We start from the raw sequence: 22,458 nt of genomic DNA, 5'->3' as shown, positions 1-22,458 counted from the left end.
ACCCAGTGGTGTTGCGTGATCACGAACGCTTTGTGACTGACGGGTTAAGCGCCCATCTGGCGGCTTAAAGTCTGATTCAGGCCGTTTCTGTCAGGCTCTGATCGACCCCTTGACGGAGTGCGTTCAACAGCCGCTTGGCCTGCGCCACCAGCTGCGAGGAACCCCGCCCCGAGGCCACCGCGTCGAGCCCGGCCACCTCACCGCGGCCCCCGCACCGCTCCGCACAGTCCGCCGCGACCGCGAGGACCTCACCGAGCCCCCGCACCGGCTTCCCCGCGCCGAGCAGGCCCGGCAGCATCGCCGCGAGGACCGCCCACACCGTCCCGTACGCCCCGGTGGCCGCCGCCGTCCGGACCGCGTCCGCCAGCCGGTTCGGCTTGACCGAGCCCTCCGCGACCAGCCACACCAGCTCCCCGCCGAGCTGCCGGGCGTCCAACTCGCCCCGCGAGGCCAGGACGAGCACCGCGTCCACCGCGCGCAGCCGGTCGTCCGCGTCGATACAGCCGAGACCGAACGCCAGGGCCAGATGGACCGCCCGGCCGACCGGGCCCTCGGCCTCGGCCAGCGCCGTCAGGGGTTCGGTCAACCCGCGCGAGTCCCCGTCGACGCAGCCCGCGAGGGTCGGCAGGAGACAGGCAGCGAGCACCTCACGGTCCGCCGGCAGCACCAGGGGCCACTGCGCCCGGCTGTTGTCCCAGTGGTAGCAGCGGCGCGGGGTCGCCCCCAGGGCGCTGCCCAGCCACTGGAAGGCGGGCGGCATCTCCTCGCGCACCACGGGTCGCACACCGGTCTCGACCACGATCCGGTCGATCAGCCACCACTTCAGCGAGGACCGTCCCTCGCCCCGGGGGAGGAGCCGCACGGTCGCGCCCACGGCCGCCTCCTCCCGCAGCCAGACGGCGAGCCGCCGCCCGGCCGAGGTACCGAGCGCCGCCGCCTCCTCGGCCGCCCGCCCCGCCGACGGGTCGGTCCGAGGGACCCGGAGCAGCGCCTGGGCGAAGTCGGCCGGAGCGGGCTCGGCGCCCGCGTCCCGGTAGGCCCGCAGCCGCTCCACCAGGACCAGCGGGTCGACGGCGCCGGTGTGCCAGGTCGGCGTGGCGAGGAGGAACGGCAGCGCGTCCGTGCCGATCAGATCGGCGGCCTCCCACAGGCGGGCGTCGAGGATCCCGGACAGTGACTGCTGGAGACAGCAGGTCGGGCCGCGCCCGTTTCGCCGGCCGAGTTCGACCCGCGTCGGGTTCAGCAGACCGAGCAGTCCCGCGAGCACCACCTCCATCCCATGGGTGTGGTGCGTGAAGTAGTAGCCCTCCTGCCACTCGGTCCGGGGAAACGCCTCTCGCACTGCGTCCACCACGGCCGCCCGGTCCCGGTGTGCGAGCCGCACCAGTCCGTCGAGCGCCCGCTCGAGCGCCACGGGCTCCTCGGTGAGCCCCTTCACCACCAGCTCCTCCACCAGCGCCTCGACCGCCGTGGCCGGGGGCGCGACCAGCTGCCGCTCGGGCACCGGCGGCAGGATCTCCTCGTACGGCGCCCCGGACTCCTCCTCCAGGTCCGCCCCGAAGAGCGCGGAGGCGGCCGGCCGGTGTGCCGGGCTCAGCAGACCCGCCTGCTCCGCCAGCTCACGGCGTACGGAGGCGTCCACCGCGGCCGCGTGACAGCCCACCAGCTTCAGGGCCCGCTCCTGGATCGACGTGTCCTCGTGCCCGAAGGCCTCGGCCACGGCGGGCAGCAGCTCGTCCGCCGCGCCAGGCTCCCGCGCGAGCACCTTCCCGACCAGCGTCAACTGGGCCCGCACCAGCTTCTTCTCGGTGCGGAACAGCACCCCGCCCGTCATCTCGGCGAGCGCACCCGTCGACAGCGCCCCCTCGGTGGCGAGACCCGCGAGGATCTCCTGCGCGTACCCCGCGACCGGGGACGGAGCGTCCGCCGTCATCCCGATCCAGTCAGGGACCCGCTCCCGGCGCTCGGCCGCGCTCGGCCCGACCAGCCGCAACACCTCCAACGGGAACCGCAGGTCCCGGGCCCGCCCGCCGCGCAGCAGCCGGGAGACGCACAGGTCCACGACCCGGGCCCGGTCGAGCACGCCCTCCGTGACGAGCGTCGCGAGCGCCGTCGGCCAACGGGTCGGCGCCTCGGGACCGACCGACCAGGTCAGCGGGGCGGGCGTCTCGGCCATGGCCAGCGCGTGCGGCACGAGCACCCGTGTGTGCGAGTCCTCCCGGAGCCGCTCCAGAAGGCGCGGGTCGTTGACCTCCCACGCCCACGCGAGGGCATAGCCGTCGGTCGCGGGCACCGCGCACCCGGAGCGCTCCACGAGTCCGCGGATCAGCCCGTAGCTGTTCCCCGCCACGGCCGGCCGCGCCGCGAGCCGCTGCGCCACGTCCGCCGTCCACGCCGGGTCCCGGTCGGCGAGCACCGAGAGGACCAGAGTGCCGTCCTCGCCCTGCCGGCTCAGCAGGTCGCGCCCGCCGAGCCAGGTGGCCGCCGCGGCCGCGCCGGTCTGGCAGCCGGCGCCCGCCACGTACAGCGCGCGCCGGACGGCCCTCGCCTCGTTCCACCGCTTCCAGTCCCAGCCGCGCACCTCGGAGCGCAGGGACTTCAGCTGTCCGAGCGCGGCCTTCCGGGCGGCGGCGTCCAGCGGCTCCAGGAGCGCCGGCACCTCGTGGGCGCGACCGGAGCGCACCACCTCCATCAGCTTCTCGACCGCCGCGTCGCCGTGTCCCGTACCGTCCGTGCGCACCGGCCCCTCGGCCACGCCGTTCATGTCCCTCACGTCGTCCCCCATGTCGTCGTCCCCCACCCCGGTCACCACGGTGCTTTCCCTCCCGATCACCCCACTGTTCGCCGTCATCGCGCGGCCCCGACGCCTGCCGAGGCGCCCGTTCCGGCGTCCGTCGCGACGCCCGCCCCCGCGCCCGGCACGGCGTCGGCCGTCGCGCCCCGCCGGACCATCCGCACCGCCAGCGCGTGCTTGCACGGGCCCCGCCGCCCCCGGTAGTCGGCCCACCACTGGCAGGTGCAGCTCAGCACCCCGTCCGACTCCCGTACCCGATAGCGCCGTTCGCCCGAGGCCACCGTCGCCAGATCGCCCTCCAGGACTACCGCGCCGTCCGCGACCAGCCGGCGCGCGCTCACCAGACGCGGGTTGTGCCGCTCGGCCCGGTCCGCGTCGTACGGCAGCTCCCGGTGGAAGTAGGCCGCGTCCGCCACGTCGTACCCCACCCGGCCGGCCGTGCCGAGCCGGGTCAGCGCCGCGCGCACCCGGTCGACCGTCAGCCCGGCCTGCGCCGCCAGGTCGGCCAGGTCGATCCGCGGCTCCCAGGCGAGCAGGACCGCGACCAGCTCGGCGTCCTGCGCCGCCTCCTCCGTCGCGAGGGCCTCCAGGACTCCGCCCTCCCCGGAGAAACCCCGCGCGGAGTCGGGCGACAGCGTCAGCGTCAGCCGCATGCCGGGAAGGGTCACCTCCCAGGCGCTCGCCGTGGGCAGGGTGCCGTCCGGCACAGGCCCGTACACCCGGAGCCCCGTCGCGTGCCGCAGCACCCGCTCCAGGGCGACGAGCCGGTCGGGCCCCGGCAGGCACACGGCGCCCGCGCCCGGCCGGGTCGTCGGCCGCAGGGTCCGGCCGGACTGCGTGATCCACAGCGGACCGCGCCCACGGGCCTGGTTCCGCGGCAGGGACCGGAGGAAACGGACGGCCTCCGCCCCGCTCAGCTCGGCCCGCAGGTCGAACCGGGCCGAGGCGACCTGCGCCTCGGCGAAGCCCCGCAGCCAGCGGTCCGGCAGCGGAACCTTCTTCTCCACGACCGCCCCCGCGAGCGTGGTCACCGCCATCTCCTCCGGGCCCACCCGCAGATGCAGCGGATCGTCCCCCGTCATCCGCGACAGCGCCTCCCGCAGCGGATTGTTGACGTCCACGTTGGTCGTGCCGTGCCCCGTCTCCGTACCGCCGAGCCCCTCGTCGAGGACGTCCAGACGCGCGTACACCCCGCCGCAGCCGGAGAAGGACTCGAACCGCAGCCGGTCCCCGTTCCCCGTCACCACCGGATCCAGCGACCCGGGCCGTATCCGCTGGTGGTAGCGGGCCGCGGCCACGTCGGCGACCGCGAGCAGCCCACGGGCGGCGACCTGCGGCGAGGCAAGGAAGCCGGCGAAGAAGCGGGGATGGGCCTCGGCCCCCCGGGGCGTGAGACCCCCCGCCGTCTCCAGACCGAGCAGCCGGCCGGAGCCCGTGGACTCCAGCGCGGACGGGCGGACGTAGGCGAGTGCCTGTACGGATCGCGTCATGGATACGACGTTAGGACCCGGCACTGACAATCACCCGGACAGCAGCCGCCTCACCGCCTCTGACCAGGCGTTACTGGCCGACGCGACCCGGCCGCAGCACCTTGCTGAACAGTACGGACCCGCCCTCGGCCCGCAGACGCACCGTCAAGTCCCCGCTGTGGCCGTCGATGTCGACCTCACCGAAGTACTGCGGGCTCTCCATCGGCGACAGGTTGGCCCGCTCCGGCGCCCGGACGAACACCCGCTCAGGGCCGAAGGTCGCGTCGAGGGCGTTCGCCGGGAACCCGCCCGCCGCGAGCGGCCCGGACACGAACTCCCAGAACGGCGCGAAGTCCTGGAACGCGGCCCGCTCCGGCGCGTAGTGCTGCGCCGAGGTGTAGTGCACGTCCGCCGTCAGCCACAGCGTGCCGGTGATCCGCCGGTGCTTCACGAACCGCAGCAGCTCCGCGATCTGGAGCTCGCGCCCCAGCGGCGCGCCCGGGTCGCCCTGCGCGATCGCCTCGAAGTTCGCCGCGCCGTCCGGTACGACCAGACCGAGCGGCATGTCGGCCGCGAGCACCTTCCACACCGCGGTGGAGGCGGCCAGCTCCCGCTTCAGCCAGGCCAGCTGCTCGGCGCCGAGGATGCCGGTGGTGTCGTCGGCCTGCCGGCCGGGGGAGTTGGCGTTCCGGTGGGAGCGCATGTCGAGGACGAACACGTCGAGTAGCGGCCCGTACCGCACGACGCGGTGCATCCGGCGTTCGCGGCCGTCCCCGCGCGCGTGGAGGGTGGAAACCGGTGTGTACTCGCCGAAGGCGCGCAGGGCACGCGCGGCGAGGACGTCCACGTCCTTCTCCGTGTAGCGCGCGTCGTCCAGGATCTGGCCCGGGTACCAGTTGTTGCGCACCTCGTGGTCGTCCCACTGCATCACCGACGGCACCTGCGCGTTGAACGCCCGGACGTTGCGGTCGAGCAGGTTGTAGCGGAAGTTGCCCCGGTACTCGTCGAGCGTCTCCGCGACCTTCGACTTCTCGGGCGTGGTGACGTTCCGCCAGATCCGCCCGTCGGGGAGCGTCACGCTGGGCTGGAGCGGCCCGTCGGCGTAGATCGAGTCGCCGCTGCACAGGAAGAAGTCCGGGTCGAGGCGGCGCATCTCCTCGTACGCGCGGAAGCCGCCGATGTCCGGGTTGATGCCCCAGCCCTGCCCGGCGATGTCGCCCGACCACAGGAAGCGGACGCCGTCCCGGCGCCGGTCGGGGGCCGTACGGAAGGTGCCGGTCAGGGGCTCGCCGGTCCGGCGCGGATCGTCGGGGTCGGCGAGGGTCACCCGGTAGTGGATCTGCTCGCCCGCCGGCAGACCGCGCAGGGCGGTGGTGCCGGTGAAGTCCGTGCCCGAGCCGATCAGGGGCCCCCGGTGCCGGCGTACCCGCCGGAACGACTCGCTCGCCGAGGTCTCCACGAGCATCCGCGCCGGCCGGTCCGACCGCACCCACACGAGACCGGAGGAGGTCGTGATGTCGCCGGTCTGGACCCCCCACTCGGCGCGGGGGCGTCCCGAAAGCGCGAACGCCGGCGCGGCCAGACCGGCGCCGCCGAGGGTGAGCGCCGCCGAGGCGGCCAGCGAACCGCGCAGCACGCTGCGGCGGGCGGGGGAGGGGGAAGTTCCGGGTACGGACTGGGACATGGAAGGGCCTCCGAGGCGGTGTCCGGGCGGGGGCGGTGCGTCGCCCCATGCCTAACGGCCGGGGACGGCGCCCACACGAACCCCGCGTGAACAGATCATCGGGCCCCACCCGCCCGGACCCGGCGAACGCCGCGATCGCCTCCCCCCCCTCACCCCCGGCCGACCGCCTCCGCCGCCATCCGTATCCCGGTCGTCACGGCCGACGGCGCCAGATGCGCGTACCCGATGACGAGCCGTACGTCCCCGTCGGTGGGCCGGGCGGTGCCGTACTCCTCCAGGGGCCGCAGCGCCACCCCGGCCTCCGCCGCCCGTGCCAGGAACCGTTCCGGCGGCCCGAAAACAGCCGGTACGCGCGCGATGACGTGCAGTCCGGCCGCGATGCCGCTCACCCGGGTGCCCGGCAGATACTCCGAGAGCGCGGCGAGCAGGGTGTCCCGCCGCTCCCGGTAGGCGCGTTGGCAGCGGCGCAGCTGACGGTCGTACCCGCCCCGCGCCACGAACTCCGCGAGCACCGCCTGGTCGAGTACGGGGTTGCCGAGGTCCATCGTCCGCTTGCGTTCGACGACCTCGCCGAGCAGCGCCTCGGGGACGAGCATCCAGCCGAGCCGCAGGCCGGGCGCGAGCGACTTGCTGACCGAGCCCGCGTAGACGACCCGCTCCGGATCGAGCCCCTGAAGCGCGCCGACGGGCGCCCGGTCGTACCGGAAGTCACCGTCGTAGTCGTCCTCCAGGACGTACCCGTCGACCGCCCGCGCCCAGCCGAGGAGCTCGGCACGGCGCTCGGCCGACCAGCTGATCCCGGACGGGAACTGGTGCGAGGGCGTCACGACCACGGCCCTGACACCCGAGGCGGCGAGCGGTTCCGTCCGCAGCCCCTCCTCGTCCAGGGGCAGCCACAGCGTGTCCAGACCGGTCGAGGCGAACAGCCGCCCGTGCTCAGGGCTGCCGGGATCCTCGATGCCGACCGCGTCCAACCCCCGCGCCCGCAGGACGAATCCGAGCAGGGACGACGCCTGCGCCACGCCCGAGCAGACCACGAGCCGTTCCGGATCGGCCACCACGCCCCGGCGCCTGGTCAGCATCCCGGCCAGCGTCTCCCGCAGTTCGGGCAGCCCGCGCGGGTCCGGATACCCGAGGGCGGGGTGGGGGAGCCGCGCCAGGACGGCGCGCTGGGCCGCCGCCCACCCGGCCCTCGGGAACAGCGACAGGTCAGGGGTCCCGGGACGGAAGTCCACCTGGACGCGGGACGTCCCGGGGGCCAGGTCGTGGCCACCGCGCACGGCCGCCCTGGCCGCCTCGCCCACCCAGGTGCCCGCGCCCCGGTCGCTGCGCAGATACCCCTCGGCGGTGAGCTGCTCGTACGCCTCGGTGACGAGGCCCCGGGAGACGCCCAGGTCGGCGGCGAGCTCGCGTGTCGACGGCAGCCGGGTGCCGGCCACGAGGCGCCCCGAGCGCACCGCCTCGCGCAGCGCCTCCTGAAGGGCCCGGCCGCGCCGCCGCGCCGGGGCCCCGACGGCCGGAAGGAGCAGCTCCCAGGCCGCCTGTCCGTGGTTGCTCATGCCGTGTGCCGTCCCTTCTCCCCCACCGTCCGGCCGATCGCGTTGTCGTGCTGACGACCTTCGACGAGGACGACTACGTCTATGGAGCGCTGCGTGCCGGCGCATCCGGATTCCTGGTCAAGGACATGGCCCTGGACGACATCCTTGCCGCAGTCCGTGTCGTGGCCGCCGGGGACGCCCTCATCGCACCGAGCGTCACCCGCAGACTGATCAAGGAGTTCGCCGACCGCCCTCCAGCGGCGCCGCCACGACGGACAGAGCTCGAGCGCATCACCCACCGGGAACGTGAGGTGCTCGACCTGGTCGGGCGCGGCCTTCACGTCTCCGTGGGCTCCTGGTCCTCGTGCTCTTGCTCCTGCGCCCAGGTGGTCGCCCATTCGTCGAGCGGACCGAGGGCGTGCCTGAGTGCTGTCCCCAGCCGGGTGAGCTCGTAGCCATCGGCCGAGGGGGCGACGATCCCGCTCGATGTGAGTTCACGGAGGCGCTGGTAGAGGACGCTGGACGACAGCCCTTCGCACCGTGCCAGCAGCGCGCGGGCGCCGAGCGGACCCTCACGCAGTTCCCAGAGAATCCGCAGCGCCCACCGACGGCCGAACAGGTCCATCGCGGCCATGAGGGGACGGCCGGTCGTCGATCCGCGAACCGGCGTTCCTGGGCGCGGTGTCGGCATGCCTCTCCTCGTCCTTGCGTTTCGTTTTTCGAAACATTAGCATCCACTCGGTGTTTCGGATTCCGAAACGAACTCGACAGGAGAGCCGATGCGGGGCCGCTACGAGTGGGGCCGGCTGACGTCTCTGGACGGAGATCCTCATGCATAAGCTTGTTGTCCTGTATCCCAAGCCCGCCGACCCTGACCACTTCCGCGACTACTACGTGACCAACCACCTGCCGCTGGTCAAGAATTGGCCCGGCCCGCTCGCGTGGCGCTACAGCTTCGACGTGGCGGCGATCGAGGGAGCGGCGACCGAGGGAGAAGCGCCGTATTTCGCGGTCTTCGAAGCCGAATTCGCCGACGCCGCAGCCATGGACGCGGCGCGGACGTCGCCGCACGGCGAGCGGCTGGCCGCCGATGTCGCCAACTACGCCACCGGCGGTGCGGTCATCATCCACTACCCGGTACTGGACGGCACCGGCTGAGGCAGGCCGGTGCGCCCCGGGACGGGTTCGGTCGGCGGCTCAAGGCCGATCAGGGTCTCGGCGATTCCCCGAGTGGTCCCCGATGGCGTGTCGGAAGTGGACCTTAACGGGGGCCCCGCGGGTTTCTAGCGTCGGAGTCATGAACGCGAACGTCCTGCGCGGGGTCCTCCTGGTGACCCTCGCCTACGCCCTCGTCGGCGCCTCCTTCACCGCCAACAGCCTCCTCGGCGCCTACCCGTACGCGGGCGGTCAGGCGCTGCGTTACGGAGCCGCCTGTCTGCTCCTCCTCCCACTGCTCGGCCGCGGCGGGCTCGCCCCGCTCTGCACCCTGACCCCTCGTCACTGGCTGCGGCTCGCCGCCCTCGCGGGGGTCGGCATGGTCGGCTTCAACCTGGCGATCCTCGCCGCCGAGCGGACGGCTGAGCCGGCCGTCCCCGGTGTCCTGGTCGGCTGCGCCCCCGTCGTCGTCGCCGTCCTGATCCCGCTGACCGAGGGCCGCAGGCCCGCCCCCGCCGTACTGTACGGGGCGCTGCTCGTCGCCGCCGGAGCCTTCACCGTGCAGGGCTGGGGGCGGACGGACCTCGCCGGGATCGGCTGGTCGGTGGCGGCGCTCGCGGGCGAGGTGGGGTTCACGATCCTCGCCGTCCCGGTGCTCCGGCTGCTCGGCCCGAAGCTGCTCACGGCCGCCGTCTGCGGGATCGGCGCGGCCGAGGCGGCGGTGGTGGGACTCGTGGTGGACGGGGCCGCCTTCGTCCGCGTGCCGACGGGGGTGGAGACGGGCGCCCTGATCTGGCAGGCGGTCCTGGCCACGGTCGTCGGCTTCGTCCTCTTCTACATGGGTGTCCAGCGCGTCGGCATGGAACGCGCCACCCTCTTCACCGGCGCGATCCCGGTCGCCGCCGCACTGAGCGCCGTGCTGGTCGCGGGCGCCTCCTTCGGCCTCCCGCAGGCGGCCGGCAGCCTGCTCGTGGGGGCCGGCGCCGCCGTGGGCACCGGCCTGTTCACCCGCCGGACGTCACCGGCTGCCGTCCAGGACGACGCGGGCGACGAGAGCCGGGTCGTCGCTCATGGGCACATGGCCGCAGCCGGGCAGCCGGACGAGCCGCGCGCCGGGCAGGGTCCGCTTGGCGCGCACGCCCTGGCGGGGAAGGAGCAGCCGGTCACGGGTGCCCCAGGCGACGGTGACGGGGACCTCGGGGACGTCGTCGCGGAAGCGCACGGCCCCGCCGGCCGCCAGGGTCTGCCGGAAGCCGGTGGCCTCGCGCAGCGCGAGCGTCTCGGCGTAGACCGCCTCGGGTGAACGGCGGCCGGGGCGCGCGTAGATGCTGCTGGTGAGCGCGGCGCGCCCGGAGGGCGTACGGGAGAGGCGCTCGATCAACGGCACCGGCATCGACCGGGCCGCGCCCCGCATCGCCCGGAGCGTCACGAAGGCGTAGCGCCGCTCGCCCTCCGACCAGAAACCGGCGGGGGACAGCGCGGTGACCGAGCGCACCCGCTTCTCCCGGCCGAGCTCCAGGGCGAGGAGTCCGCCGAGCGAGTTCCCCGCCACATGGGGGCGTTCGACGCCGAGGGCCGCGCAGAAGGCGTCGAGCACGCGGCCGACGGTGGCCAGGTCGTACGGGCAGCCTTCGGGGAGATCGTCGGAGGCGCCGAAGCCCGGCAGGTCGACGGCGATCACGTCCCGCTCGGCGGCGAGGATGTCCAGGACGGGTTCCCAGGCCTGCCAGTGGTGCCCGATGCCGTGCAGGAGCAGCAGAGGTTCACCCGTGCCCCGGCGTTCGTACGTGAGGGACGCCGTGCGCGGACCCGCCGGGGTCTCGACCGTGTACGTGATCCGTGCGGGCATGCGGACTCCCCGTCCCGAAAGCTTGTCAGACGTCCTGTCAGTGAGAATTACCGATCAGTAGCCCAGAGTTCAAGACCCTGTCCGAAACTGGACAGAGGGGGAAAGGTGGGCTGGGATGGGCGAGTGCCCACCGACATTCCGACCGAGATCCCGACCGACACCCTGACCGAACTCTTCGAGGAGCACCGCTCGATGCTCCTCGGCGTCGCCTACCGGATGCTCGGCCGCGCCGCCGACGCCGAGGACGTCGTCCAGGAGGCCTGGCTGCGCTGGACCGCCGAGGACCGGGACGACGTCCGCGAGCCCCGCGCCTTCCTCGTACGCATCACGACGCGGCTCGCCCTCGACCGGCTCCGGCAGGCCCAGGCGCGCCGTGAGGCCTACGTCGGCCCGTGGCTGCCCGAGCCCGTCGTCACCGACTTCGGCCCGGCCGTCCCCGACACCGCGGAGCGCGCCCTGCTCGCCGACTCCGTCTCGCTCGCCGTCCTGGTCGTCCTCGAGTCCCTCTCCCCGCTGGAGCGGGCCGTCTTCGTGCTGCGGGAGGCCTTCGGCTTCCCGTACGGGGAGATCGCCACCGCCCTCGACCGCTCCGAGGCGGCGGTACGCCAGCTCGCCGGGCGCGCGCGGCGCCACGTCGACGAGGGCAAGCCGCGCTACGACGTCGACCCGGCCGAGCGCCGCGACCTCACCGAACGTTTCCTCTCCGCGGCGTCGGGCGGCGATCTCGGTGGGCTCCTCGCCCTGCTCGCCCCGGACGTCCGTCTCGTCGGCGACAGCGGCGGCAAGGCCAGGACGCCGCGGCGGATCATCGAGGGCTCCGACAAGGTCGGCCGCTTCCTCGCCGCCACGTCCATCGGCGCGGCCGAGCTGTACGAGCTGCGCTTCGTCGAGATCAACGGCGCTCCCGCCGTCCTCGTCCTCGCCGACGGGCGGCCCGACAGCCTGGTCCAGATCGAGGTGCGCGACGGGCGCGTCCAGTGCGTCTACATCATCCGCAACCCCGACAAGCTCCAGGGCCTCGCCGCTCCCGACGCTCTCTGAGCCCGCCCGCACGAAAGGCCCCGCCTCCGTTCCCGGAGGCGGGGCCTTGTGCTGCGCGGGGCTCACGGGGGCACGAACGTCCTGTGAACGATCTAGGTCAGAGGGTCACATTCGGGGGCGATCGGCAGAGGATTGGTCTTGACCAAGGGGGTGGCTCGCCTTATGGTCGCAGAGTTAGTGCAGGAACCTTTAATAAACAAGGGCGCGGAAACGCCGCGGGACACGGCGAATTGCGGAGGATCAGGGTGGGGACCACGCAGCTGGCATCGGTACCGGAGCCGAAGTACCAGCACCTCAAGACAGTGATCGGTGAAGCGCTCGACTCGGACTTCGCGGTCGGGGAGATCCTTCCCAACGAGCGGGATCTCGCGGCACGCTTCGGCGTCGCCCGTGCCACGCTCCGCCAGGCCCTGGAGCAGCTGGAGCTGGAAGGCCGGCTGCAGCGCCGCCGCGGCGTCGGCACCACGGTCGCGCCGCCGCGCGTCGGCGTCGACGTCTCCACCACCCAGCACGCCTGGCCGGGTGTCGGCGACGAGGCCTGGCAGTCCCTGGACTCCGCCTCCGACGTGGCACCCGCCGCCGTCGCGCGCGTCCTGGAGACCGGCGCCGAGGACCGGGTGCACGTCGTCCGCCGCCTCCGCGTCAGCCAGGGGCAGCCCGTCGCCGCCGAGCTGCTGTACGTGCCCGCGGGTTCCGTCCCGGGCCTCGGCGCCATCGACGCCCCCGCCGGCCCGGCCCACGCGCGCGTGGTGCTGCGGGAACTCCAGCACCTCGCCCTCGACGGCCAGGACCGCTCCGTGGAGCTCGGCTCCGCCCGCGCCGACGACGCCAAGGAGCTCGACCGGCTGCCGGGCGCGCCCGTGCTCGTCGTGACGACCCGTTACCTCTCCGGAGGGCGTACCGCCGCCGTCTCCGTGGCCACCTACCGGGCCGACACCTGCCGCCTGACCTTCGGCGACTCCGGCGACCTGGTCATGGCCTCGTAAGGCCGCACACCGGAAGCGCCCCGCGCTCCGACGGCCACCGGCCCGCCGCAGAACCGCCCCCCGGCGGGTCCAGCGGCGGGCCGTCGCCGTGCCGCAGCACGGGCCAGCGGCGGCCGACCGGTGCCGCGACCCGATCCAGCGGCGGGCCGACTCCAGTGCGGCGGCCGTCACCGTGCCGCAGCCACCGTCTAGCGGCGGCCCGTCGCCGTGCCCTCGACCGCGAACAGCTGTTCCTCGACGTGGTCGAGGGCGAGCCGCAGCGCGCCCGTGCCGACCGCGGCCTCGCCGAGCAGGGAGAGCACGACCCGCGGCGGCCGCAGGCAGAACCGTGCCAGCTCCTCCCGGAGCGGCTGGAGCACACCGTCGAGGCCGGCCGCCCAGCCGCCGACGACCACCAGCTCGGGGTCGATCGCGAGCACCAGCGCCGCCACGTCGTGCACGAGCCGCTGGATGAACCGCTCCACCGCCGCCTGCGCGCGCGCGTCGCCCTCGCGCGCCAGCGCGAAGACCTTCGCGACCGCCTGCTCGTCCAGCGGGTGCAGCGGCTCGTCCGTGGTCGAGAGCAGATGCTCGGGGGTGACGCCGCGGCCCAGGAGGTGCAGCGCGCCGATCTCCCCGGCCGCGCCGCCGAAGCCCCGGTGCAGCCGGCCGCCGATCAGCGAACCGGCCCCCGGGCTCAGCCCGGCCAGGACGAAGACGATGTCGTCGGAGTCGGTTGCGGCGCCCTTCCAGTGCTCGGCGACCGCCGCCGCGTTCGCGTCGTTCTCCACGATCACCGGGCACCGGAAGGAGCGCCGCAGCCGCTCGCCGAGCGCGAGACCCGTCCAGCCGGGCAGGGCCGTGCCGAGCCGGACGGTCCCGTCGGCCTCCACGATGCCGGGGGTGCCGACGCCGACGGCCCGCAGGTTGGAGCGGGCGACCCCGGCCCTGCGCAGCACGTCGGCGACGACCGTACGCACCCGGTCGAGCCGCTCGTCCTCGGGCGCCGTCTCCGACACCTCGCGCGATCCGGCGCCGATGATCCGCCCGTCAAGACCGGAGAGCAGCGCGGCCACGCGGTGCGGGCCGATCTCGATGCCGAGCAGATGACCGGCCTCCGCGCGGAAGCGGAACCTCCGCGCCGGACGCCCCTGCCGACGTGCCTCGCCCTCCTCGGGGGCCGCCTCGACGACGAGACCGCCCTCCATGAGCCCTTCGACGACGCCCTCGACCGTGGGCCGCGAGAGGCCCGTGATCCGGGTCAGATCGGTGAGCGTGGGCGCGTCGGCGCCTCGCAGCGCATGGAGTACCACCGCGGAGTTGATCCGCCGCAGCAGAGACGGATCCCCGCCGGTCAGCCGCCCCACAGTGTGTCCTCCCAGCTCGTGCACCTCTTCCGGCGGATGGTACTCAATGGGCCAGGTCGCGGCGAGCGCCGCCCCCGCGCCGGACCCCCACCGCTCGCGCCGGGCCTTCTGACGGAACGCCAACTGTCAGTGGCTGCGGCTTTACTGGTCCCATGACCACGGCACGGCACCTGGCGACGATCGACTTACTCCGCTCCCGCGCCTTCCCGGCCCGGCCGGAGCGTTCCGGCCCCGTCGACAGCGGTCCGGGCTTCCACGTCGGGGAGCTCGCGACGAGCGAGGACTTCTGGGAGGACGACGGCACCCGCCGCGTGCTCGCCGAGGAGCAGTACGAGGCGGAGCGGGACGGACTCACCGCCCTGCTCACCGCCCGCTGGGGCCCGCCGGACGAGCTGAGTCTGTGGTCCGTCCTCGAGCGGGGCATGGAAGGCGAGGAGTTGCCGGAGCCGTGGTCCACCCTCAGCTCCCACACCCCGCGCCTGACGCTGTGGCGGGACGGCGGGCGGTGGATAGGCGTCGGCGTCTCCCAGTGGGACAAGGAGCTGCCGTTCCAGCTCCTCGCCGTGGTCACCGAGGTCGATCCGCCCTGAAGAGCCGGCTGGGGACAGCCCGCCGGACAGCCCGCTACGGGATCTCGGCCGCCTCGCGGAGACGGGCGTACTCCTCCGCCATCGTCGCCGCCGTCCAGTGCGCGTTCAGCCCGCTCGGGTTGGGCAGCGCCCAGACCCGGGTGGAGCCGATCACGCGCTCCTGCGGCCCGATCGCGGCCTTCGGCTCACCGAAAGCCGTGCGGTACGCGGTGACGCCGACGACCGCGAGCCAGCGCGGCGCCAGCCGCTCCACCTTCTCGACGAGCAGCCGCCCGCCCTCCCGGTACTCCTCGCGGCTCAGCTCGTCGGCCCGCGCGCTCGCCCGCGCCACCACGTTCGTGATGCCGAGGCCGTACGAGAGGAGCTCCCCCTGCTCCTCCGGCCGCAGCTGCCTCGGCGTGAACCCGGACAGATGGAGCACCGGCCAGAACCGGTTGCCCGGCCGGGCGAAGTGGTGGCCCGTCGCCGCCGACACGAGACCCGGGTTGATCCCGCAGAACAGCACGGAGAGGCCGCCCGCCACCACGTCGGGAACGACACGGTCGCGAGCGGCCTCCAGCTGCTCCGGGGTGAACCGGGTCAGAGGATCGCCCCGGGCGCGTAGGCGGCGGCCTCCGGGTGCTGCTTGAGGATCTCCTCGATACGGGAGACCACGGAGGCGACCTGGTCGGCGGCGGCGCCCGTGAAGGACAGCTTGTCCGCCATCAGTTCGTCGAGCTGCGCCCGGTCCAGCGGGATGCGCTCGTCGGCGGCCAGCTTGTCGAGCAGCTCGTTGCGCTCGGCACCCTGCTCGCGCATGGCGAGGGCGGAGGCGACGGCGTTCTCCTTGATCGCCTCGTGGGCGACCTCGCGGCCCACCCCGGCGCGCACGGCGCCCATGAGGACCTTGGTGGTCGCCAGGAAGGGCAGGTAGCGGTCGAGCTCGCGGGCGACGACGGCCGGGAAGGCGCCGAACTCGTCGAGCACGGTGAGGAAGGTCTCCAGGAGACCGTCGAGCGCGAAGAAGGCGTCGGGCAGCGCGACCCGGCGGACCACGGAGCAGGACACGTCGCCCTCGTTCCACTGGTCGCCCGCCAGCTCACCGGTCATCGACGCGTAGCCGCGCAGGATGACCATGAGGCCGTTGACGCGCTCGCAGGAGCGGGTGTTCATCTTGTGCGGCATCGCGGAGGAGCCGACCTGGCCGGGCTTGAAGCCCTCGGTGACCAGCTCGTGGCCCGCCATCAGGCGGATCGTCTTGGCGATCGACGACGGGGCCGCCGCCAGCTGCACGAGCGAGGTGACCACGTCGTAGTCGAGCGAGCGCGGGTAGACCTGGCCGACCGAGGTGAACGCGTGCGCGAAGCCGAGGTGACCGGCGATCCGCTGCTCCAGGTCGGCGAGCTTGCCGGCGTCGCCGCCGAGCAGGTCCAGCATGTCCTGCGCGGTGCCGACCGGGCCCTTGATGCCGCGCAGCGGGTAGCGCGCGATCAGCTCCTCCAGGCGGCCGTACGCGACGAGCAGCTCGTCGGCGGCCGTGGCGAAACGCTTGCCGAGGGTGGTGGCCTGGGCGGCCACGTTGTGCGAGCGGCCCGCCATGACCAGCTCGGCGTACTCGGCGGAGAGCTTGCCGAGGCGGCCGAGGACGGCGACCGTACGGTCCCGCATCAGCTCCAGGGAGAGCCGGATCTGCAGCTGCTCGACGTTCTCGGTGAGGTCGCGCGAGGTCATGCCCTTGTGGACGTGCTCGTGGCCGGCGAGGGCGTTGAACTCCTCGATGCGGGCCTTCACGTCGTGCCGGGTGACCTTCTCGCGCTCGGCGATGGAACCGAGGTCGACCTGGTCGAGCACGCGCTCGTAGTCGGCGAGCGCCGCCTCGGGAACCTCGATCCCGAGGTCCTTCTGCGCACGCAGCACGGCGAGCCACAGCTGACGCTCCAGCTTCACCTTCTGCTCGGGGGACCAGAGGACGGCGAGCTCCGCGGAGGCGTAGCGGCCGGCCAGAACGTTGGGGATGCGGGGCTTCGCAGTCACAGCTGTCACGTGGATGAATTCTACTGGTGGTTTCTGCAGGCCAGCGCCACGGTCCGGTGTGGAGCTTGCTACGAGACGCAGCTCACGCGCGGGCGCCCCCCCCCGACGGCTACGGTCCCGCCGGCGGCTCGTACGGCAGCAGCTCCGGGCGCTTCGGCGCGCGGCCGTCGCCCGACGAGCGGCCGGTGAGGCGCCGGCCGATCCACGGGCCGAGGTGCTCCCTGGCGAAGCGGGCGTCGGCGGCCCGGCGGCTCGCCCAGCGGGGCGGGGCGGTCGGGCCCAGCGGTGTCCGCCAGTCCTCCTCGGGCGCGAGCCCGAGCGCCTGCCAGACGGCCTCGGCGACCCGCCGGTGCCCGTCGGCGGTGAGGTGGAGCCGGTCCACGTCCCACAGCCGGGGGTCGGCGAGCGAGGGGGCGCTGTACAGGTCGACGACGAGGGCGCCGTGCCGGGCGGCCAGCTCGTCGATGTGCGTGAAGAGCTCCTCCATGCGGGGGCGGAAGCGCTGCAGGACCGGGCCGTTCCGGCCGGGGCTGCGCATCAGGACCAGCCGGCCGCAGGAGGGCGCGAGCCGCTCGACCGCCTCGGTGAGCAGCCCGCGCACCCTGCCCATGTCGACCTTGGGCCGCAGGGTGTCGTTGAGCCCGCCGACGAGCGTCACGACGTCCGCCTTCATGGCGGCGGCCGTCTCGACCTGCTCCTCGACGATCTGGCCGATGAGCTTGCCGCGTACGGCGAGATTGGCGTATCGGAAGCCGGGGGCGCGGGCGGCGAGGCGGTCCGCGAGGACGTCGGCCCAGCCCCGGTAGGTCCCGTCGGGCCTCAGGTCCGACATGCCTTCGGTGAAACTGTCGCCCAGGGCGACGAAACTGTTGTACGTGGCATTGATCTCCATGGCGAAGCGATCATACCGAACGGTATGCGACGCGGGTGCACGCCGCAGGTGCGCGACGCGGGAGGGCCCCGGGACATCCCGGGGCCCTCCGTGCCGTACGCGTTGTCAGATCCGTCACGACGCCGCCGGGCGCCCCACCAGCTCCCGCAGCACGTCCTCCATCGCCACCAGGCCGGCCGGCTTGTCGTCCTCGTCGAGCACCGCCGCCAGGTGCGTCCGGCTGCGGCGCATCGCGGTCAGGACGTCGTCCAGCGGCGTGGCCGCCCGGACCCGGGCGATCGGCCGCAGCGCGGCCACCGGGAAGGGCAGGTCACGCGGGATGACGTCCAGGGCGTCCTTGACGTGCAGGTAGCCGAGGATCCGGCGCTCCGCGTCGACGACGGGGAAACGCGAGAACCCGGTCAGCGCCGACAGCGCCTCCAGCTCCTCGGGAGTGGTGCCGAGCTGCGCGTACACCACCTTCTCCGCCGGCATCACGACATCCCGTACGGGACGCCGGCCCAGCTCAAGGGCGTCGTGCAGCCGCTCGGCCGCCCGGTCGTCCAGGAGCCCGGCGTCGCCCGCGTCGGTGACCATCCGGGCCAGCTCGTCGTCCGAGAACGTCGCCGCGACCTCGTCCTTGACCTCCACCCGCAACAGCTTGAGCAGCGCGTTGGCGAAGGCGTTGATCGCGAAGATCACCGGCCGCAGCGCCCGCGCGAGGGCCACGAGCGGCGGGCCGAGGAGCAGCGCGGTGCGCGTCGGCTCGGCGAGCGCGATGTTCTTCGGCACCATCTCGCCGAGGAGCATGTGCAGGTACGTGGCCACGCTCAGCGCGATCACGAACGAGATCGGGTGCACCAGACCGTGCGGCACACCGACCGCGTCGAAGACCGGTTCGAGCAGGTGGGCGATGGCGGGCTCGGCGACGATTCCGAGCACCAGGGTGCAGAGCGTGATGCCGAGCTGCGCCGCGGCGAGCAGCGCGGAGACGTGCTCCAGGCCCCAGATGACGCTGCGCGCCCGCCGGTCCCCGGACTCCGCGAGGGGTTCGATCTGGCTGCGGCGGACCGAGATCAGGGCGAACTCGGCGCCGACGAAGAAGGCGTTGACGACCAGGGTCAGCAGACCGATCAACAGCTGGATGGCGATCATCGGCCGGCCTCCCCGGTCTCGTCCTCGGTGCCGTCCGCCACGGGCGCGTGCAGCAGCACGCGCGCGGCGCGGCGGCCGGAGGCGTCGACGACGTCGAGCCGCCAACCGCCCAGCTCCACGCTGTCGCCGACGGCCGGGATACGGCCCAGCTCGGTCGCGACGACGCCCGCGAGCGTCTCGTACGGGCCGTCCGGCACCCGGAGGCCGATGGCCCCCACCTGGTCCGTACGGGCCGCGCCGTCGGCGGACCACAGCTCGCGCCCGTCCGCGTCCTCACCGGCGCGCGCCAGATCGGCCGTCTCGTGCGGGTCGTGCTCGTCGCGGACCTCGCCGACGACCTCCTCGACGATGTCCTCCAGGGTGGCGACCCCGGCCGTACCGCCGTACTCGTCGATGACGACCGCCATCGTCTGCTTCCCGGACAGCCGGTCGAGCAGCCGGTCCACCGTGAGCGTCTCGGGGACGAGCAGCGGTTCGCGGAGCATCTCGCCGATGCGGCGGCGCGGGCGCTCCTCGGCCGGTATGGCGAGCACGTCCTTGATGTGGGCGATGCCGACGACCGAGTCGAGGCTGCCCCGGTAGACGGGGAAGCGGGACAGACCGGTCGCGCGGGTGGCGTTGGCGACGTCCTCGGCGGTGGCCTGCACGTCGAGGGCGGTGACCTGGACGCGGGGCGTCATCACGTTCTCGGCGGTCAGCTCACCCAGGTTGAGGGTGCGGACGAACAGCTCGGCCGTGTCCGCCTCGAGGGCGCCCTGCTTCGCGGAGTGGCGGGCGAGCGCCACCAGTTCCTGCGGGGAGCGCGCGGACGCCAGCTCCTCGGTGGGCTCCATGCCCAGGCGGCGCAGGATCCGGTTCGCGGTGTTGTTGAGGTGACCGATCAGCGGCTTGAACGCGGCGGTGAAGACGCGCTGGGGGGTGGCCACCACCTTGGCGACGGCGAGCGGCGAGGAGATCGCCCAGTTCTTGGGGACCAGCTCGCCGACCACCATCAGGACGACGGTCGACAGGGCGGTGCCGATGACGAGGGCCACGGAGGAGGCGACCGTGGGGGAGAGGCCGGCGGCCTCGGCCGGGCCCTTGATCAGCTTGGCGACCGAGGGCTCGGCGAGCATGCCGACCACCAGGTTGGTGACGGTGATGCCCAGCTGGGCGCCGGAGAGCTGGAAGGTCAGCGACCTGACGGCCTTGAGCGCCCCGGGCGCCCCGCGCTCGCCGCGGGCCGCGGCGGCTTCGAGTTCGCCGCGCTCGACCGTGGTCAGGGAGAACTCGGCCGCGACGAAGGCACCGCAGGTGACGGAGAGGAGGAGCGCCAGGAGGAGCAGAAGCACTTCGGTCATCGGTTCACCTCCGTCCCATGATCGGCCAGGGCGGGGAGGATCGCTCGATGTCGGTCGTCGAAGCGGGTGCTGTCGGAACCAGTGCTACTGGGAGGCTCGCCCATGGGCGGACGCTCACACCTTTCGGTCGTGGGGATGAGCAACCATGGTAAAGGACGGGCAAAGGGTGCGGATGATCAGCCCTGGTGCCGCGCACCGCCCCCGGTCCCGTGCCGTTCCTCCGCCGAGCGTTCCCCACGCGTGCGTTCTCCCTCCGTGAGCGGCTTCACCCACCGGCGCCAGTGGTCCTGGCGCTCGTACCCGGCGGCCGCCCACAGACTCCGCCCGGTCTCGTTCACCTCCAGGACCATGGCGTCCATCCGCCGCCCGCCGAGGGAGAGGAAACGTTCCTCGGCCGCCCGCAGGAGCGCGGTGGAGATACCGCGCCGACGGTACGAGGGGAGCACCGCGAGCCGGTACAGGGAGGCGCGCCAGCCGTCCCAGCCCGCGATCACGGACCCCACGATCACCCCGTCGGCCACGGCGAGGATGAGCGCCTCGGGGTCCCGCTCGACGAGCCGGGTCACGCCGTGCACGTCGTCCGAGACGGACGTCCCCTCGGCGGACTCGCTCCAGAAGGCCAGGACGGCCTCGGCGTCGGCAGGGGTGGCGGCACGTATCCGGAGATCGATCATGGCCCGATCCCATCACGGGCGGCCGGGCCGGTGCCACACGGTTCCGGGTGGCGGAACGCCCCGGCGGGACGGGGCTACCGGCGTGCCGTTCCCAGCACGCACGGGGAGGTCGGCAGCCTCGGCCCCTTGCCCGGGAGGTCGAAGGAGCGGTATGGCCCGAGGACGAACCCGGCCGCCTCGACGGCCGCGAGCGGGGCGCGGGAGGTGTGGCAGCCACCGAAGAGCATCGGCCAGACCGTCCGGTCGAGGCCCCGCTGCACGCGCGCGAGGCCGGCCGTCTCCGCCAGGCCGTGCTCGAAGAAGCGGAGCTCACCGCCGGGTCGCAGGACCCGGTGCAGCTCCGCGAGGACCTGCGGCACGCTCCGTACCGTGCACAGGACGAGCGAGGCCACCGCCGCGTCGAAGGAGGCGTCCTCCAGCGGCAGCGCCTCGGCCGTGTCCGGCAGCACGGTCACCGGTACGGCGGCCCGCCGCGCGCTTTCCTGGGCGAGCCTGCGCAGCCTGGCCTCCGGTTCGAGGGCCACCACCTCGGAGACCTTGGCCGGATAGTGCGCGAAGTTCAGCCCGTTCCCGGCCCCGATCTCCAGGACCCGGCCGGAGAGCCCAGCGAGCAGCTCCGCACGCAGGTCGCCGACACCGCCCCTGGAGTCGGCGGACACGCTGAAGCGGGCGTAGAAGCGGGCGAACAGCGGATGATGGACGCGGGGCGACGGGGATTCCGGCCGTGCCGGTCGCGGCGGCGTCATGCGAACCACCTCAGCGGCGTCACGCTCATCCGAACCACCTCGGCTGCGTCATCCGGACCACCTCAGCCCGAAACGAAGCAGAACTCGTTGCCCTCCGGGTCCCGCATCACCTGGAAGGCGCCGTACTCGTCCTTCACCAGGCCGCCTACCCGGGCCGCGCCCAGCGGCAGCGCCTCATCGGCGGCCCGCTCGACATCCTCCACCTGAAGGTCGAGATGGACCCGGTTCTTCACCGTCTTGCCCTCCGGCACCCTCTGGAAGGCGAGCCGGACGAACCCCGGCGGGTCCACGTACGACCAGTCGACACCCCGGTCCACCGGATCACCACCGAGGAGTTCCGTCCAGAAGCGGACGAGGGCAGCCGGGTCGGCACAGTCGAACACGATCTCCTGCACGGAAGCACGCATGCCTCCAGCCTACGGAGTCACCGCCCCGAGGGCTGCTCATCGGACGAGGAGACGTCCCCGAAGGCGGCGGCGAACCGCTCCCCGAACTCCTCCGCGTCCCAGGTGCCCCCCAGGGCGGGGCCGAGCCAGCCGCCCGCCGCCGCCCGGAACTCCGCCGGGTCGAGCGACCCCGACCCCTCCGGTACGGCTCCGACGAGCGGCGCGCCCGCCGCCTCCGGCAGGTCCGCCAGGTTGCACCGCGCCGCCAGGTCCGGCGCGGCCGGCCAGCTGCCGACCACGACACCCAGCTGCTCGATCCCGCGCGCCCGCAGTGCCTCCGCCGTCAGGGCCGTCGAGTTGAGCGTCCCCAGACCGGCCGGGGCCACCACCAGGACCGGCGCGCCGAGCAGCGCGGCCGCGTCCGCGAGCGTGCCGCCCTCCTCGTCGAAGCGCACGAGCAGCCCGCCCGCGCCCTCCACGAGGACCAGGTCGTGCTCGGCCGCCAGCTTCCGGGCGGCGTCGGCGACCTGACGGGGCCCCACGGGGGCGAGTCCGGCCCGCCGGGCCGCCGTGCCCGGAGCGAGCGGCTCCGGGAAGCGGCCCAGCTCGGCGGAGCCCGCGGCGCCCGAGAGCCGGACGACCTCGTCCGCGTCGCCGCGCTCCTCCGGCCCGACACCCGTCTGCGCGGGCTTCAGGACGGCGACCGACCGGCCGGCGGCCGTGGCCACGGCGGCCACCGCCGCGGTCACGACCGTCTTGCCGATCTCCGTACCCGTACCGCTGACGACGACGATTCCCACTGCTGCTCCCGTTGTCCCGTT

At 73.8% G+C, this 22,458-nt stretch carries 20 protein-coding genes and 2 pseudogenes; 6 read left to right on the top strand and 16 right to left on the bottom strand.

Annotation, left to right across the window (positions count from 1 at the left end):
- Positions 1 to 76: 76 nt before the first annotated feature.
- The 4 genes from ABT034_RS22555 to pdxR all read right to left on the bottom strand — a co-directional run bounded on the left by ABT034_RS22555 (position 77) and on the right by pdxR (position 7,506).
- On the bottom strand, positions 77 to 2,812 hold the full coding sequence (locus ABT034_RS22555) for a DUF7824 domain-containing protein (protein ID WP_351217891.1): 2,736 nt from the start codon (positions 2,810 to 2,812) through the stop codon (positions 77 to 79).
- A 35-nt stretch (positions 2,813 to 2,847) separates the two neighbouring features.
- The gene (locus ABT034_RS22550) at positions 2,848 to 4,284 is read right to left on the bottom strand and encodes an SWIM zinc finger family protein (protein ID WP_351217889.1); all 1,437 of its coding nucleotides are present in this window, start codon (positions 4,282 to 4,284) and stop codon (positions 2,848 to 2,850) included.
- Between the two features lie 70 nt (positions 4,285 to 4,354).
- Positions 4,355 to 5,947, bottom strand: coding sequence for an alkaline phosphatase D family protein (locus ABT034_RS22545; RefSeq protein ID WP_351217887.1), 1,593 nt, complete (start codon positions 5,945 to 5,947; stop codon positions 4,355 to 4,357).
- Positions 5,948 to 6,096: 149 nt separating this feature from the next.
- On the bottom strand, positions 6,097 to 7,506 hold the full coding sequence (gene pdxR / locus ABT034_RS22540; RefSeq protein ID WP_351217885.1) for a MocR-like pyridoxine biosynthesis transcription factor PdxR: 1,410 nt from the start codon (positions 7,504 to 7,506) through the stop codon (positions 6,097 to 6,099).
- Between the two features lie 32 nt (positions 7,507 to 7,538).
- Between pdxR and ABT034_RS22535 the strand changes: the two are divergent.
- Positions 7,539 to 7,823 (top strand): annotated as a pseudogene (locus ABT034_RS22535) (transcriptional regulator); the annotation flags it as partial.
- Here the strand turns inward: ABT034_RS22535 and ABT034_RS22530 are convergent.
- Positions 7,823 to 8,119 carry a winged helix-turn-helix transcriptional regulator gene (locus ABT034_RS22530; protein WP_351218047.1) on the bottom strand — a complete coding sequence of 99 codons (297 nt, stop codon included), beginning with the start codon at positions 8,117 to 8,119 and terminating at the stop codon, positions 7,823 to 7,825. The pseudogene ABT034_RS22535 and the gene ABT034_RS22530 overlap by 1 nt on opposite strands.
- A gap of 197 nt (positions 8,120 to 8,316) precedes the next feature.
- Here ABT034_RS22530 and ABT034_RS22525 point away from each other — a divergent pair, with 197 nt between their 5' ends.
- Both ABT034_RS22525 and ABT034_RS22520 read left to right on the top strand, forming a co-directional pair.
- Positions 8,317 to 8,643, top strand: coding sequence for an EthD family reductase (locus ABT034_RS22525; protein WP_351217883.1), 327 nt, complete (start codon positions 8,317 to 8,319; stop codon positions 8,641 to 8,643).
- Positions 8,576 to 9,619, top strand: a pseudogene (locus ABT034_RS22520) (DMT family transporter); the annotation flags it as partial. The gene ABT034_RS22525 and the pseudogene ABT034_RS22520, both read left to right, overlap by 68 nt.
- A 39-nt stretch (positions 9,620 to 9,658) precedes the next feature.
- Here the strand turns inward: ABT034_RS22520 and ABT034_RS22515 are convergent.
- Positions 9,659 to 10,489 (bottom strand): alpha/beta fold hydrolase, encoded by an 831-nt coding sequence (locus ABT034_RS22515; protein ID WP_351217881.1) that lies wholly within the window; start codon positions 10,487 to 10,489, stop codon positions 9,659 to 9,661.
- Between the two features lie 147 nt (positions 10,490 to 10,636).
- On the opposite strand from ABT034_RS22515, the gene ABT034_RS22510 reads away from it, so the two are divergent.
- Entirely contained in the window at positions 10,637 to 11,530 is an 894-nt protein-coding gene (locus tag ABT034_RS22510; protein ID WP_351218045.1) for an RNA polymerase sigma-70 factor, read from the top strand.
- Positions 11,531 to 11,775: 245 nt separating this feature from the next.
- Complete coding sequence (locus ABT034_RS22505) at positions 11,776 to 12,516, top strand: GntR family transcriptional regulator (protein ID WP_351217879.1); 741 nt, start codon at positions 11,776 to 11,778, stop codon at positions 12,514 to 12,516.
- A 188-nt stretch (positions 12,517 to 12,704) separates the two neighbouring features.
- Here ABT034_RS22505 and ABT034_RS22500 read toward each other — a convergent pair whose 3' ends face one another.
- Positions 12,705 to 13,862: an ROK family transcriptional regulator gene (locus tag ABT034_RS22500; RefSeq protein WP_351217877.1), complete on the bottom strand. Its 1,158-nt coding sequence runs from the start codon at positions 13,860 to 13,862 to the stop codon at positions 12,705 to 12,707.
- 152 nt (positions 13,863 to 14,014) lie between these two features.
- Between ABT034_RS22500 and ABT034_RS22495 the strand changes: the two genes are divergently transcribed.
- Positions 14,015 to 14,452, top strand: coding sequence for a hypothetical protein (locus ABT034_RS22495; protein WP_351217875.1), 438 nt, complete (start codon positions 14,015 to 14,017; stop codon positions 14,450 to 14,452).
- Positions 14,453 to 14,486: 34 nt separating this feature from the next.
- Here the strand turns inward: ABT034_RS22495 and mug are convergent, their stop codons facing one another.
- The 9 genes from mug to bioD all read right to left on the bottom strand — a co-directional run bounded on the left by mug (position 14,487) and on the right by bioD (position 22,437).
- Positions 14,487 to 14,978 (bottom strand): G/U mismatch-specific DNA glycosylase, encoded by a 492-nt coding sequence (gene mug, locus ABT034_RS22490; protein ID WP_351217873.1) that lies wholly within the window; start codon positions 14,976 to 14,978, stop codon positions 14,487 to 14,489.
- 53 nt (positions 14,979 to 15,031) lie between these two features.
- Positions 15,032 to 16,474 (bottom strand): adenylosuccinate lyase, encoded by a 1,443-nt coding sequence (gene purB, locus ABT034_RS22485; protein ID WP_351217871.1) that lies wholly within the window; start codon positions 16,472 to 16,474, stop codon positions 15,032 to 15,034.
- Positions 16,475 to 16,574: 100 nt separating this feature from the next.
- A complete protein-coding gene (locus ABT034_RS22480) occupies positions 16,575 to 17,357 on the bottom strand; it encodes an SGNH/GDSL hydrolase family protein (protein WP_351217869.1) in 783 nt (260 codons plus the stop codon).
- A gap of 114 nt (positions 17,358 to 17,471) precedes the next feature.
- On the bottom strand, positions 17,472 to 18,491 hold the full coding sequence (locus ABT034_RS22475) for a hemolysin family protein (RefSeq protein ID WP_351217867.1): 1,020 nt from the start codon (positions 18,489 to 18,491) through the stop codon (positions 17,472 to 17,474).
- On the bottom strand, positions 18,488 to 19,831 hold the full coding sequence (locus ABT034_RS22470; protein WP_351217866.1) for a hemolysin family protein: 1,344 nt from the start codon (positions 19,829 to 19,831) through the stop codon (positions 18,488 to 18,490). Before ABT034_RS22470 ends, ABT034_RS22475 begins: the two co-directional genes overlap by 4 nt.
- Positions 19,832 to 20,007: 176 nt before the next feature.
- Positions 20,008 to 20,505, bottom strand: coding sequence for a GNAT family N-acetyltransferase (locus ABT034_RS22465; protein ID WP_351217864.1), 498 nt, complete (start codon positions 20,503 to 20,505; stop codon positions 20,008 to 20,010).
- Between the two features lie 74 nt (positions 20,506 to 20,579).
- Positions 20,580 to 21,251, bottom strand: a complete 672-nt coding sequence (locus tag ABT034_RS22460; protein ID WP_351217862.1) for a class I SAM-dependent methyltransferase — start codon at positions 21,249 to 21,251, stop codon at positions 20,580 to 20,582.
- A gap of 62 nt (positions 21,252 to 21,313) precedes the next feature.
- Positions 21,314 to 21,658 (bottom strand): VOC family protein, encoded by a 345-nt coding sequence (locus ABT034_RS22455; RefSeq protein WP_351217860.1) that lies wholly within the window; start codon positions 21,656 to 21,658, stop codon positions 21,314 to 21,316.
- A 17-nt stretch (positions 21,659 to 21,675) separates the two neighbouring features.
- Positions 21,676 to 22,437: a dethiobiotin synthase gene (gene bioD / locus ABT034_RS22450; protein WP_351217858.1), complete on the bottom strand. Its 762-nt coding sequence runs from the start codon at positions 22,435 to 22,437 to the stop codon at positions 21,676 to 21,678.
- Positions 22,438 to 22,458: the final 21 nt, after the last annotated feature.

It is taken from the genome of Streptomyces sp. NPDC002773, assembly GCF_040295605.1.
Classification (GTDB): Bacteria; Actinomycetota; Actinomycetes; order Streptomycetales; family Streptomycetaceae; genus Streptomyces.
The sequence above is the reverse complement of the archived record's forward strand: the minus strand, read 5'-3'. Positions and strand labels throughout refer to the sequence as shown.